This is a genomic window from Prevotella sp. oral taxon 376 (assembly GCF_003043945.1).
GTDB lineage: Bacteria > Bacteroidota > Bacteroidia > Bacteroidales > Bacteroidaceae > Prevotella.
The window spans coordinates 1,229,041-1,242,949 of record NZ_PYXG01000001.1 but is presented as its reverse complement, the minus strand read 5'-3'; the positions used below and the strand labels follow the sequence as shown (position 1 = coordinate 1,242,949).

Here is a 13,909-nt window from a genome sequence, read left to right as displayed (position 1 = left end):
AACTTTGCCTATGAAACCAAACTATTTAACTTAAACAGGATATGAAACGATTCTACACTTTATTGCTCACGCTCGTTGCCTCCGCGGCACTCTTCGCGCAGGGATGGCCGGCCAGCTATAGCGGCGTCATGCTGCAAGGCTTCTACTGGGACAGCTACGGCGACACCCAATGGAGCCGCCTGAAGAGTCAGGCCGACACGCTAAGCAAGTATTATCAGCTCATCTGGGTGCCGCAAAGCGGCTATTGCAACACCCTCGAGAACCAGATGGGCTATGCCGATATATGGTGGTTCGACCAGAAAAGCGCCTTCGGCACGGCCGACGAGCTGAAGGCGATGATACAGACCTTCAGCTCCAAGGGGCTGAAGACCATTGCCGATGTGGTCATCAACCACAAGAGCGGCAACAGGGGCTGGTGCGACTTCCCCGAAGAGACATGGGAAGGCCACGGAACGATGACCTGGAGCTATGCCGACATCTGCAATACCGACGAGGGGAACCGAGACCCGAGGTCGGAAGGGAAAGGCAAACTCACCGGCGCCAACGACACCGGCACCGACTTCGACGGAAGTCGAGACCTCGACCACACCAGCGCGAATGTGCAGAAAAACATCAAGCTCTATCTGCGGTTCCTGCAGGAAGAGATGGGATATGCGGGTTTCCGTTACGACATGACGGGCGGATATGCCCCCCGGTTCACGAAGATATACAACGAAAGTGCCAACCCCACCTACAGCGTGGGCGAATATTGGATGAGCGACGGACTGGGCGGACTGAAGTCGTGGATAGACGGCACGGGGAAGACCAGCGCCGCTTTCGACTTCCAGCTGAAGTGGCTCATCAACAATGTGTTCAACACCGGCGGAACGCAATGGCGCAACCTGGCCAACTACGAATCCGGTTCCCTCATCGGCGACGCGGCCTACAGGCGCTATGCCGTTACCTTCACGGATAACCACGACACAGGGCGAAGCAGCGACAACATGCTCAAGGCAAACATCGAGGCTGCCAACGCCTATATCCTCACCATGCCCGGAACGCCGTGCATATTCCTCACCCACTGGAAAGAATACAAGAAAGCCATCAAGAAACAGATACTGGCACGCAGACTGGCAGGCGTGAACAACCAGAGCGAAGTGCTCTCCTCCGTGGGCGAAAACGCGGGCTACAGCGTGAGCGTAAAGGGCACCAAGGGCAACCTGCTGCTGTGTCTCGGAACGACCACGACCGCCACCACCGGCTATCAACTGGCCGTGGAGGGTGAGAACTATAAGCTCTATATCAGCGACAACATCGATATCAGCAGCATAAAAGAAGTGGGCGAAGAGGAAAACTCCTTTACCCTGCCCCCGTTCGTAACCGAGCAAGAAGGCACCTATGCCTACTTCGAGAAGCCCTCCAACTGGGGAAACACCATCAATGTATGGGCCTGGCACAACGACGGCAGCAACATGTATTCTGGCAACTGGCCGGGCACGGCGAGCCAGGCGGATGTGTCGGAAGCGGGCATCCACGACGGCAAGAAGGTCTATCTGTGGAAATACGGCGGGACGCTGGCAGCCCCCGACAAGATCATCTTCAACGACGGCACGGGCAACCAGACCTCTGACAAGGACTTCCGGAACGGGGGCTACTATACCCTCGAGGGCTTGCAGGCCGTAGTAACGGGAATAGAGGCTCCCACCATGGGCGTTGACAAGCCGGCAGGCGACGCCTGGTACACCCTCTCGGGCATACGCATCGGCAAGCCCTCGGCAAAAGGCATCTATATTCACGGTGGCAGGAAAGCCATCATTCGGTAACCTTACATATAAGTTAGGCATTTTAAACGAGGGGGTCTCTCTGTGAAGAAGGGCCCCTTTTTTTCGTTCTTTGCCCTTGAATTGAGAATTTATTCGTATCTTTGTGGAAAATAATTACAACCGGAATATGGATATTAGAAGATTCTTTTTCATAGGTTTCCTCGCCTTATGGATCACCACGGGGCAGGCACAGAAATATGTGGGCGGCGACCTCTCGATGCAGACGAGGTATGAGGAGGCGGGCTCTAAATATTACGATCACGGCGGAAACGCCATTACAAACATGCTCACCTTTCTCAAGGATGAGGGCTGGAACGCCCTGCGCGTGCGGCTCTTCGTAGACCCCCGCAATGCCACCGGAGTCGAGAAAGGCGAAGGGGTATGCCAGGACTTGGACTATGTGAAGGCCCTCGGGAAACGCATCAAGGAGGCAGGATTCAGCTTCCTGCTCGACTTCCACTACTCCGACACCTGGGCCGACCCGTCTAAACAGTGGACTCCAAGCGACTGGCTGGCCTTAAGCGAGACGGAACTCTATGCCAAGATCTACGACTATACCAAGGCCTCTTTGCAGACGCTCAAGGACCATGGAGCGGCTCCCGACCTCATCCAGATAGGCAACGAAATAAGCTATGGCATGCTGTGGGGCGCAAGAGACGCCACGACCTACCGGTGCTACACCAACAGCACGGCCAACTGGGACCGATTTGCCACCCTGCTCAGAAACGCCGGCAGGGCGTGCCGCGAGGTCTGCCCCGACGCCAGAATCATCATCCACACCGAGCGGGTAGCAGACACCGGTGTCCTGAAAGGATTCTATGACAACATGGCGAGACGACAAGTGGACTACGACATCATAGGCATCAGCTACTATCCCTACTACCACGGGAAGCTGGAACAGCTGGAGATAGCTCTCAACACGCTGGAAAACAGTTTTGACAAAGACATCATGGTGGTGGAGGCGGGATATCCCGCACACTGGCAAGTTCCCGGTACAACCATCGATTACAGCGCCACCTATCCCTACTCGGACACAGGGCAGAAGGCATTCACAGATGCTCTCGTCGCCAAGCTCAACAGCCACGGCAAGGTGAAAGGATTGTTCTGGTGGTGGCCGGAAGCGAACGAATACGGGCACACAGGCCCGCAGGTTACGACCAACTGGTATAACGCCACCCTGTTTGACAACAATACCGGAAGGGCTTATTCCGCCCTCTCCTCCTTGAGAGACTTCCTGGTTTCAACCGATATCAATACCATCAAGAACGATCAGAAGAAAGAGAACGCCCGCTGGTATAACCTGATGGGACAGAAAATAAAGGTCCCTGTCATGAGGAATGTTTATATTCATCGGGGCAAAAAGGTGGTGTACAATTACACAAAATGAAGTTTCTTTTGTCAAAAGGCGAATATCCTTGAGGTTTTCCGGATATTTTTTTATTCCTTTGTAGCCGTTTATGGAAGACGGAAACACCATATTAACCATTACGGGATCCGACTCCACGGGAGGCTCGGGCATACAGGCCGACATCAAGACCATATCCGAACTGGGCGGATATGCCGTCTCGGTCGTTACCTCCATCACCTTGCAGAACACCCTAGGCATACAGGAATTCTACGACCTGCCCGCCCGCATCGTGCAGGGACAGATGGAAGCCATCGTCAACGATGTGCAGCCGGAGATCGTGAAGATAGGCATGGTGCGCCGGGTGGATGTCCTGCAGGTCATCGCAGACACGCTTTCCAAGCACCGCCCCCGGCATATCATCTACGACCCGATACTCTATTCCAGCAAGGGCGAGCGCCTGATGGACGACGAGGTGGTAACGCAGATACGCCGGCAGCTCGTCCCTCTCTGCAGTCTCGTCATCGAGAAGCGCCACAATATGCATGGGGCGGGTAACGCCTATGCCAGTGCCATAGCGGTCTTTCTGAGCCAGGGGGAGAGCCTGGCGACGGCCCAGGAGAGGGCGGAAGCCTACATGGAGTCGCTCCAGAGCCGGCTCTCCGGCCTGCGGGGAAGAGGCCAGGAACTGTATTCAGAGTTCCTGTCGCTGCTCAAAAAGCACATCCACACCAATAACGATGTGGCTTACTATGCCGACCGACTGAATGTGAGTCCGAGATATCTGGCGCAAGTGTGCAAGCGCAAGGGCAAGAGTTCGCCCAAGCAAATCATCGACTCCTTGCTCATCCAAGAACTCAAGCAAGCTCTCCTGACACCCGGCCAGACCGTGAAACAGGTGGCCTATGACTACGGCTTCTCCTCACAAGCCCACTTCACGAAGTTCTTCCGCAAGATGGAAGACATCACCCCAAGTCAATATCGAAAACAAGAATAAAACATGGAACTAACAAGACAAGAACTGAACCGCAACCTCGCCCAGATGCTGAAGGGCGGTGTCATCATGGATGTAACCACTCCCGAACAGGCTCGCATTGCCGAACAGGCCGGAGCATGCGCCGTCATGGCACTCGAGCGGATACCTGCCGACATCCGGGCAGCGGGCGGAGTGTCGCGCATGAGCGACCCGAAGATGATCAAGGGCATACAGCAAGCCGTGAGCATTCCCGTCATGGCCAAGTGCCGCATCGGCCATTTTGCCGAAGCGCAGATACTGCAGGCCATTGAAATAGACTATGTCGACGAGAGCGAGGTGCTCTCGCCGGCAGACAATATCCACCATATCGACAAGACGAAGTTCGATGTGCCCTTTGTCTGCGGCGCCAAAAACCTGGGCGAAGCACTGCGCCGGATAGCCGAGGGAGCCACCATGATTCGCACGAAAGGCGAACCCGGGACGGGCGATGTGGTGCAGGCCGTGAGCCATATGCGCCGCATGCAGGCCGAAATCAGGCGGCTGACAGCCATGGCAGAGGACGAGCTCTTCGAGGCCGCCAAGCAACTGCAAGTGCCCTATGAGCTTGCCAAATATGTACACGACAACGGCAAGCTGCCGGTGGTGAACTTCGCCGCCGGAGGCATTGCCACCCCTGCCGACGCCGCCCTCATGATGCAGTTGGGCGCGGAGGGAGTGTTCGTGGGCTCGGGAATCTTCAAGAGCGGGAATCCCGCCAAGCGTGCCGAGGCCATCGTGAAAGCCGTTACCAACTTCAACAATCCTAAGATGTTGGCCGAGTTGAGCGAGGATTTAGGCGAGGCAATGGTGGGCATCAACGAGCAGGAAATTCAGTTGCTCATGGCAGAAAGAGGCAAGTAGATGGGCTTGATGAATCCTGTGATCGGCGTCCTCGCCCTGCAAGGGGCCTTTATAGAACATGAGAAAATGCTCCGGAAGATAGGTGCCGAGGTCTTCGAGATTCGCCAGCCGGCAGACTTCAGGCAGCCTAAGGACGGGCTCGTCATACCCGGCGGCGAGAGCACCACGCAGCTGAAACTGCTCCGGGAACTCGGTCTCTTGGAACCCATCCGCGAGGAGATACGGCGCGGACTGCCCGTGTTCGGCACCTGCGCAGGGCTGATTCTCTTAGCCAAGAGAGTGGAGGGAGAAGACTCCCGGCGCATCGCCACCATGGACATGGAGGTCTGCCGCAATGCCTATGGCCGCCAGCTGGGCAGCTTCACGACGGTGGCCGCCGTCGAGGATGTCGGCTCCGACATCCCCATGACTTTCATCCGTGCCCCCTATATAAACAAGGTGGAAGGCACGGAATGCAAGACCCTGGCCACCGTGGACGGCCATGTCGTGGCGGCAAGGCAAGGCGTGCAGCTCGCAACGGCGTTTCATCCCGAACTGGAGAGCGACACACGGGTGCACCGATATTTCCTGAAAATGATTGCGGAATCCTCTCTGCCGTCCGCAGAAAAGAAAGAGAGATAGAGCACCGGGATTTCTCGGGCTATACCAGAAGCCGCGTCCCCATGCGAGGGACGCGGCTTCCGCTTTTTCTTCCTGCCGCCTCATGATTTACGAAACCGGCGAGATTGAACGACGAAATCGGCGAAATCGTGGCACGAAATCGCCGATCTTGTCAGATGGGAGACGGCCTTTCACTCTCCTTGCATCCCCGTCTCGCCCGGATGCGAGGAAGCAACCTTAGTCTTCACCATCGATGCCGGCCACCACTTTCGGGCCGCGCACCTTCTCCGTGGCCTTCAGTCCGCTCTTAATCTGGATGTTAATGCCGTCGGAAAGACCTGTTACGACCTTGCGCCGCTCATAGGTCTTCTTCTCTCCGGAGCCTTTCACGATGTTCACATAGGTATCGTTTCCCTGAAACTCGACGGCGCTTTCCGGAATGGTGAGCACCTTTTCCGCGTGCGCCAGCACTATCTCGGCATTGGCACTGTAGCCGCTCCGGATAGAGGCCGAGGGATTCGTGACGGCCGCCTTTATCTCAAACTGGTTGGCTCCGTTGTTCTCCACGGCCTTGGGCGAGATATACTCCAACGAGGCCTGCATGTGCTCGTCCTGCAGCGCACCGATGGTAATCTTCATGGGCATGCCCGTTACGAGCTGCCCCACCTCCGTCTCGTCGATGTTGCCGCGGAAAATAAGGTCGCTCATGTTAGCCACGCTTGCGATGGTGGTTCCATCGTTAAAGGTGTTGGAAAGGATGACCGTGTTGCCCACCTTGACGGGAATGTCGAGGATGAGACCACTCACCGTGGAGCGCACGAGCGTGCTGCTGGTGCTGGCATTGCTCTTGGAGACACCGTCGCGCACCACCTGCAGGTTGTCGTCTGCTGCCGCCAGCTCCTCCTTGGCCTGCTTGTAGGTCTGGTGAATCTTGTCGTATTCGTCGGCCGACACAAGCCCCTTGTCGAAGAGCTGCTTCTCGCGGGCATAGTCCACCTGCGCCTGCTTGAGGTTGATCTGGGCCAGTCGGAGGCGAGCCTGAGCATTACTCAGCTGCCCCATGTCGGGTATCACCTTCACCTTGGCTATCACCTCGCCGGCCTGAATGGACTGTCCGGCCTCCTTCAGGAGTTCCGTAATGATGCCGGAAATCTGCGGTTTCACATTCACTTCGTTACGAGGCTCGATCTTTCCGGTTACCACCGTGGTCTTCTTGAGGTCCATCACCTTGGGCGTGAACTCATCATAAACCACGGGCTGCGGCCGTGATTTCACCCACAGAAAGATGAATGTCAGGATAAAGACAAGGACTATGAGTCCTGCAACAATGAATTTAATGTACTTCTTCATATTTCGTTCTTATTTTCTATTCATCACGCATGGCGTCCACGGGCTTGATGCTCATGGCCCTTACCGCCGGTGCCAGCCCGGCAAGAACACCGAGGACGCTGAGGAGCGCCACGGCTCCCACGGCCGTCCAGAAGCTTATCTGGAAGTGGGCCTCGATAATTCCGTCGGTGGTGTTGCCCAGCTCCAGCAGTTGCAATATCAGCACGGCGAAGAGCACTCCGCTCATTCCGGCAACGGCCGTGAGCGCGATGCTCTCCGAGATAATCTGCGAGAGGATGGTTCTGGGAGTAGCCCCGATGGCCCGGCGGATACCGATTTCGGTGGTTCGTTCCCGCACGGTTACCATCATTATGTTGGAAACTCCGATGGCTCCGGCCAGCAGCGTGCCTATGCCTACCAGCCAGATGAGGAAGTTTACACCCGTGAAGAGACTGTCGACCATGCCGAACATCACCTCCGTATTATATATCGTAACCGCCTTCTCGTCGGTAGGATCCACCTTGTGAGCCCGTGCTATCACCTCCCGCACACGCGGAGTGATCTCGCTCATCTTGACACCCGGCCGGCCGGTAATGCTAATCAACCCTACTCCATCTCCCCTATTATAGGCCTGCTGCATCAGGGTAAGCGGAATGAGGACACTCTCCTCAGCCCTTCCGTTGATGCTGATGTTGCCCGAACTGTAGTCCACGCCCACGATGCTGTAATACATCGAGTCGATGCGCACCAGCTGGCCGCACGGGTCGCCGCCGCCCGGGAAGAGCGTCTTGTATATCTTCTTGCCTATGACGCACACCTTGCGCCGCTGAAGCATGTCCATGTCGTTGAGATAGCGGCCATAGAACAGGCTTGGTTCCTCCACCTTCGCATACTCCGGGAGCAGGCCTTTCACGGTGCCCAGAGCCTTCCTGTCGCCGAAAACAATCGACCGCTGCCACATCGAAACCATGGGAGAAACCACATCCACATCGGCCACCTGACTCTTCAGGCGCTCCACATCGCGATAGGTCATCTGCCATTCGCGGCCCTTGCGGAAGCCGGCGTAAGGCTTGGTAGTGGGCTGCGCGAAGATAATGGCCGAGTTGGTGGCGAACCCCTTGAAGTTATTCGAGAGCATTTCCTCCAACCCCTTGCCGCCTCCTATCAGCGCAACGAGCATGAAGACGCCCCAGAACACGCCGAAGCCCGTCAGGAACGAGCGCGACTTATTACGCGTCAGCGTGTCCAGAATTTCCTTGTATGTATCAATATCTATTCTCATTTCTCCTCTATTCAGCACGAAGCGCCTCTATCGGGCGTATCCTCGAGGCCTTGCGGGCAGGAATGATCCCGGCAACGGTTCCCGCTATCACCATGACCAACATGGCCTCTATGCAGACATCCAGGCCGACCGTGGGGTCGACGAACATCGTGGCCTCAAACATTCCGGAGTCTACTTTCATATGGCCGACAGTGGCATCCATGTAGGCATTGGCTCCTATCCCCAGCAGCATTCCGATATATCCGAAGAAGCTGGTAATGATGACACTCTCCACGATAATCAGCCTCAAGATCGACCCGGGCTTAGCTCCTATCGCCTTGCGAACGCCGAACTCGCGGGTTCGCTCCTTCACCGTGATGAGCATAATGTTAGAAACGCCCACGATGCCGCTAAGGAGCGTGAAGAGTCCGATTATCCACAAGGCTATGCGGATGATGCCCATCCCCTTGTTCATCTGGAGGTTTTGGGTGAATCGGTTCCATATCCAGACGGCCTCCTCGTCGTCGTGCGCAGCCTGATGGTTGGCATTCAGCACTGCCCGATATTGCTTTTCGAAGGCCTCATTCTCCTTCTCAGAGTTCAAACCATGAAACGAAAACACAAGGTTTCCCGTCTTGTCGCCACTATTATAGATGGTTCGGAAAGTGGTAAAGGAAATGAAAGCGTCGGTGCCCATCATGCTCTTATCGGTCTGATAGATGCCTACGATGTTGAACGCGAGGTCGCCTACCTTGGCCGTCTGCCCTATCAGGCCCGACAGGGGGCGGCTGGTAAGTTCCTTGGCCATATCCTCGCTGATGACCAGCGACTTTCTCCTGCCTTGGATATCCATGTCGTTGATAAACCTGCCGTACAGCATATCCCGCTTGTTGATTACGCAGTCGTTGGGATAGACACCGCTGATATTCACGCTGGTATAGTTCTCCCCGATGCTGATGATCGTCCCGGGATGGTCGAGTTCGGCACCTACCTCCTCCACATTCTCGCTGAACAATTGCTCGGTAAGTTGCTTGTCGCGGTCGTTAAGGTCGATGGAGCGACCCTCCTTCATCCCCTTGTAAGGCTTCGAAGTCTGCCCGCCGAAGATAACCATCGAGTTGCTGAGATACCTCATGGAGTTCTGCTGCGTGGCATTGATAAGCCCGTTGCCCGCCCCCAAGAGGAATATCAGCATGAAGATGCCCCATGCCACGGCAAAGCCCGTCAGTGCCGTGCGCAGCTTGTTGCGCTTTGCCGTCGACCAGATTTCCGTGATGATGTCTCTCATTTCCTGCTCCTTATCCTACTTTTGAAGTGTAAACACCAGACCGTGAGCCCTTTTTCATTTCATGACTCCATTCACTCCGAAGGGACTGGACCTATGTTCGGTGTTGATATCGATGTTTCCTATCAGACCGTCCTTTATGTGAATGATCTTGTCGGTCTCGTTGGCGACGCCGCTCTCATGGGTTACCACGACGATGGTCTTGCGCTCCTCCTCGTGCAACTGCTTGAGAAGCTCCATCACTTCCATGCTCGTCTTCGAGTCCAAGGCACCCGTCGGCTCATCCGCAAGGATAATCTTCGGCTGGGTGATGAGGGCACGCGCAATGGCAACGCGCTGCTTCTGTCCGCCGCTCATCTCGTTGGGATAATGCCCGGCCCATTGCAGAAGCCCCAGCTTTTCCAGATATTCCATGGCCAGTTGACGACGCTTCTTGCGACTCACACCCTGATAGAAGAGTGGCAACTCTACATTTTCCACCGCCGTTTTGAAGCCTATCAGGTTGAAGCTCTGGAATATAAAGCCTATCATTCGATTGCGATACTCCGCCGCACGGCGTTCGGAAAGGTCTTTGATAAGCGTTCCCGCCAGCGTATATTCCCCGCTATCATAATTGTCGAGGATACCTAATATATTTAATAAGGTGGACTTCCCGGAGCCCGAAGCTCCCATGATGGAGACAAACTCGCCCTCCTCAATATCCAGGCTGATGCCCTTCAATACATGCAGAGGCTGGGCTCCGAAATAGGTCTTGTTGATATCTTTCAAATGAATCATCATACTCTATAGACGCAATGTGCATCGATTTAGTTGCAGAACAGCTCTGTTTTTTCTCAAAACCGGAAGGTAATGGGCAGATGGAACTTCACGCGCTCCTTCCTTCCGATATACATTCCGGGGGTCCAGTCGTGCATTTTGGACACCACTCGCTTGCCCTCGTTCTCGAAAAGGACGGTAAACTGTTCTTTCAGTCGTGCCTGTTCGTCGGCAGGCAGTTTGGCGAAATTGACATCATCACATCCCGTTATCTTGCAGGAATCTGTCTGGACATCCTCTACTGAACCGTCTTCCGCCACCCAGAAACTCATCATCAGCTTTGCCGTAACCCCCATTTTCTGAGCCTTCTTGGGGTATTTAAGATGGTCGGACAAATACTTTACGATGCCTTGGACGCCGCATTTATAGGTGGGATAGAAGAGTATCTGCTTCAGCTTTCCGGCCTTGTCGAGCTCCTCGAGCTTGGCTTTCATCTTCTCCACCATGACGGTTCCAAGCACTATCCTGCCCTCCGGGTCGATGAGATACATCGTAGGAATCCAGTTGACATGATACTTCCGGTCTACTTCCGTCTCCTTTTTCCACTTCTTGAGCTCGCTGTATTGCAGCCAATACATCTTGTTTTTCTTGATGCACTGCTGCCAGGAGTCCTTGTTGGTGTCAAAAGAAATGCCGATGACAGCCACCTTGTTCCAGTAGAGAGAGTCTATCTCCTTCACCTTGGGAATGTCTTTCCTGCAGTCGGGACACCACGAAGCCCAGAAGTCGAGCACCACATAGGCGCCCCGATAGTAGCTCAGCGAACGATTCCTAACAGAGTCCACGACGAAGTCTGGTGCCTCCGTTCCCGGCTTCAGGAGGTCGGCGGCATACTTGGCATCCATGTCTTCCGGGTGCTCCTGGGCACCTGCGGCCAACGCGCACACAAAAAGCAATGCGGCAAAAAACAGTTTTTTCATTTTGTCTCTATCTTTTCTATTCTCAGCGTCTGGTCGCAATAGTCTACCACCGCAGGACGATGAGTGATGAAAATAATGGTCTTGTCGTGAGATGACAACACATTCCGCAGCAACTGCCGTTCGGTCTCGGGGTCGAGGGCAGAGGTTGCCTCGTCGAAGAGCATCACCGGGCGGTCGCGCAGCAGGGCGCGGGCAATGGCAATGCGCTGTGCCTGCCCCTCGCTGAGTCCGCCCCCGCTCTCGGCACAAAGCGTGTCCAAGCCGTCGGGAAGGTCCATCACAAACTCCGCGCACGCCCGTCTCAAGGCCTCCTTCATTTCCTCTTCTGAAGCGTCGAGCTTGCCCAGCCGCAGGTTGTCGCGTATGCTTCCGCTCATCAGCGTGTTGCCCTGGGGCACATAGACGAGGTTGCACCGTGTGAGCGGCGACAATTCCTCGATGCGCTGGCCGGAATAGATTTCCACCTTCCCTGCCTGCGGACGGAGAAGAGCCAGTATCAGTCGCACGAGCGTGGTCTTGCCAGCCCCCGTCTCGCCGAGTATCGCCGTGCACGACCCGGGTAGGAAATCGAAGCTCAAACGGTCGAGAACCTTCCCCTCGGCAGCATCGTAAGCATAGCTCACATCCTTCATTCTTACCCCGCAGGGGGCGGCCAGCTCCACTGGCTCTCCCTGCTCCTCGAGCGGATTTTCCTCAAGTTCCATCAGTCGCTCGGCCGCCGTAAACACACTCACGAAGGCCGGAGCAAGCTTGGTAAGGTTGCGGGCAGGGCTCTGAATACGGTTCACCAACTGCAGGAAAGCCGTCATTCCGCCGAAGGTGAGGGTGTTTGCCGACATCCTCACGGCCGCCCAAAGGAAAGCCACCAGATATCCGAGCGCAAACCCGAAGTTGAGAATCAGGTTGGAGAATACCGAGAACGCCGTGCGCCTGACTACATTCTGCCGCAGCTCGCTCTGCGTGTTCTCAAGTCGGTCTACCATGGCCGAGTCGCTTTCCAGCGTCTTGATGAGCATGCGGTTCTGAATGGTTTCCTGCAAGACGCTCTGCACCTTGGAGTCGGAATTGCGCACCTTGCGGGTCAGACGGCGCATCTGAGAGATGTAGACCTTGCTCAGCATCACGAACACCGGTATGATGGCGACGGTGATAAAGGCAAGTATCCTGTCCATGGAAAAGAGATAAAAGAAGGCTCCGAAGAACATCGCGAGCACGCTCAGGGTGTTCGGAATGGTCTCGGTGAGAAAGTTCACCACATTGCCGACATCGAATTCGAGACGGTTGAGCACATCGCCCGAGTGCAGGGAACCCTTGCCGCGCCACTCCGAACGCAAGATGCGGTCGAGCATGCGCTGCTGCATACGGTTCTGAGCCTTCACTCCGAGGATGTTGCGCACCCACACCGAGGAGATGTTGAGACCGAAATCGCAGAGAATCAGAATGCCCATGACGGCCACGGCCCAATAGATGGAGCCCGACACATGATGGGCTGCCACATCGATGGCATGCTGCACCGCCCACACCTGCAACAGGCTCACGGCCACCGACAGCAGGCCTATCAGGGCATTGAGCACGGCCTGCAGGCGATTGCCACGCCACGCATTCCAGAGCCATTTAAAGATGGCCTTGGAGCCATACTTCGTGTCTTGTATCTTCAGAAATTTCTTGATTTTCATATTGCTGTATTCCGGGGACTACCTCTGGTCGGCTCCCCACATCATCTTTTCGCGCAGCGTGGAGAAGTAACGCTGGTTCAGGCGTTTCACCATCTTCACCTCGTAGGGAGCTTTCGACACCGTGAGACGGGTGCCCTCGACAAGTTTCTCCGACCGGCCGTCTATTGCCACGAGGAAGTTATGCGAGCGGCTCTCCACCTCAAGCTCAATCCTGGCATCGTCGCGCACGACGATGGGGCGGATGTTCAGACTGTGGGGAGCCACCGGGGTGATGCACAGGTTGCGGTCGGAGGGCACCATGATGGGGCCTCCGTTCGACAGGTTATAGGCCGTGGAGCCGGTAGGCGTCGACACGATGAGGCCGTCGGCCTGATAGGTAACCAGATATTCGCCGTTCACGCAGGCGCGAATGGATATCATGGAGGCCATATCACGCTTCAGCACGGCGATGTCGTTCAGGGCGCAGGGATTGCCCTCTATGGGCTCTCCGTCGGTCTCCAGCCGTATCATCGTGTGCCCCTCGATTCTCACCCTGCCCTCATAGATCTCCCCGAGAGCCTGTCCCACCTCGGCGGGAAGCACATCGGCCAGGAATCCGAGCCTGCCGGTATTCACGCCCATGATGGGGGTCTGCCTCGATCCCACCAGCGAGGCGGCCTTCAGGAAGGTGCCGTCGCCTCCGATGGAGAGGGCATAGTCCACCTCGACATCATAGCCGTCGAAGACTCCGTCGGCGCCGATCTCCATATTGAGAACCTTTGTCAGATAATCATAGAATGCCCGATGCACATACACCTCGGCCTCTCTCTCACGGAGAGAATCGAGGATTCGCCGTATTGCCGTCGACTTATCATCTTGAAACGCCTTGCCAAAAAGGGCAAAACGCAATTTCTTCCCTGCCATATCCTTTTCTCTTTCAAGGTCGCAGCACCTGCTTTTGACAGGGCAAAGATAACATAATTCAAGGAAAAACACAAATTTTTCGATGATTTCGGAAGG

The 13,909-nt window shown here is 55.7% G+C and carries 12 protein-coding genes; 5 read left to right on the top strand and 7 right to left on the bottom strand.

From position 1 onward, the window contains the following. Positions 1-41 precede the first annotated feature (41 nt). From C7120_RS05360 to pdxT, 5 genes are all read left to right on the top strand, one after another. Positions 42-1,802 (top strand): alpha-amylase family glycosyl hydrolase, encoded by a 1,761-nt coding sequence (locus tag C7120_RS05360; RefSeq protein WP_107620672.1) that lies wholly within the window; start codon positions 42-44, stop codon positions 1,800-1,802. 127 nt (positions 1,803-1,929) lie between these two features. Then, the gene (locus C7120_RS05355) at positions 1,930-3,189 is read left to right on the top strand and encodes a glycosyl hydrolase 53 family protein (RefSeq protein ID WP_107620671.1); all 1,260 of its coding nucleotides are present in this window, start codon (positions 1,930-1,932) and stop codon (positions 3,187-3,189) included. A 70-nt stretch (positions 3,190-3,259) separates the two neighbouring features. Continuing rightward, a complete protein-coding gene (locus C7120_RS05350) occupies positions 3,260-4,144 on the top strand; it encodes a hydroxymethylpyrimidine/phosphomethylpyrimidine kinase (protein WP_107620670.1) in 885 nt (294 codons plus the stop codon). 3 nt (positions 4,145-4,147) lie between these two features. Further along, a complete protein-coding gene (gene pdxS / locus C7120_RS05345; protein ID WP_107620669.1) occupies positions 4,148-5,023 on the top strand; it encodes a pyridoxal 5'-phosphate synthase lyase subunit PdxS in 876 nt (291 codons plus the stop codon). Between the two features lie 9 nt (positions 5,024-5,032). Further along, a complete protein-coding gene (pdxT, locus tag C7120_RS05340) occupies positions 5,033-5,644 on the top strand; it encodes a pyridoxal 5'-phosphate synthase glutaminase subunit PdxT (protein ID WP_369916843.1) in 612 nt (203 codons plus the stop codon). 216 nt (positions 5,645-5,860) lie between these two features. On the opposite strand, the gene C7120_RS05335 is transcribed toward pdxT, so the two are convergent. The 7 genes from C7120_RS05335 to C7120_RS05305 are packed head-to-tail and all read right to left on the bottom strand — an operon-like array spanning position 5,861 to position 13,813. Beyond that, entirely contained in the window at positions 5,861-6,973 is a 1,113-nt protein-coding gene (locus C7120_RS05335; protein ID WP_107620667.1) for an efflux RND transporter periplasmic adaptor subunit, read from the bottom strand. 16 nt (positions 6,974-6,989) lie between these two features. Continuing rightward, positions 6,990-8,234 (bottom strand): ABC transporter permease, encoded by a 1,245-nt coding sequence (locus C7120_RS05330; RefSeq protein ID WP_107620666.1) that lies wholly within the window; start codon positions 8,232-8,234, stop codon positions 6,990-6,992. Between the two features lie 7 nt (positions 8,235-8,241). Further along, positions 8,242-9,501, bottom strand: a complete 1,260-nt coding sequence (locus tag C7120_RS05325) for an ABC transporter permease (RefSeq protein WP_107620665.1) — start codon at positions 9,499-9,501, stop codon at positions 8,242-8,244. A 54-nt stretch (positions 9,502-9,555) separates the two neighbouring features. Then, positions 9,556-10,275: an ABC transporter ATP-binding protein gene (locus C7120_RS05320; protein WP_107621400.1), complete on the bottom strand. Its 720-nt coding sequence runs from the start codon at positions 10,273-10,275 to the stop codon at positions 9,556-9,558. Positions 10,276-10,331: 56 nt separating this feature from the next. Beyond that, positions 10,332-11,234, bottom strand: coding sequence for a thioredoxin-like domain-containing protein (locus tag C7120_RS05315; RefSeq protein ID WP_107620664.1), 903 nt, complete (start codon positions 11,232-11,234; stop codon positions 10,332-10,334). Beyond that, positions 11,231-12,910 (bottom strand): ABC transporter ATP-binding protein, encoded by a 1,680-nt coding sequence (locus C7120_RS05310; protein ID WP_107620663.1) that lies wholly within the window; start codon positions 12,908-12,910, stop codon positions 11,231-11,233. The genes C7120_RS05315 and C7120_RS05310 overlap by 4 nt, the downstream gene beginning before the upstream one ends. A gap of 18 nt (positions 12,911-12,928) precedes the next feature. Then, positions 12,929-13,813, bottom strand: a complete 885-nt coding sequence (locus C7120_RS05305) for an NAD kinase (protein ID WP_107621399.1) — start codon at positions 13,811-13,813, stop codon at positions 12,929-12,931. Positions 13,814-13,909: the final 96 nt, after the last annotated feature.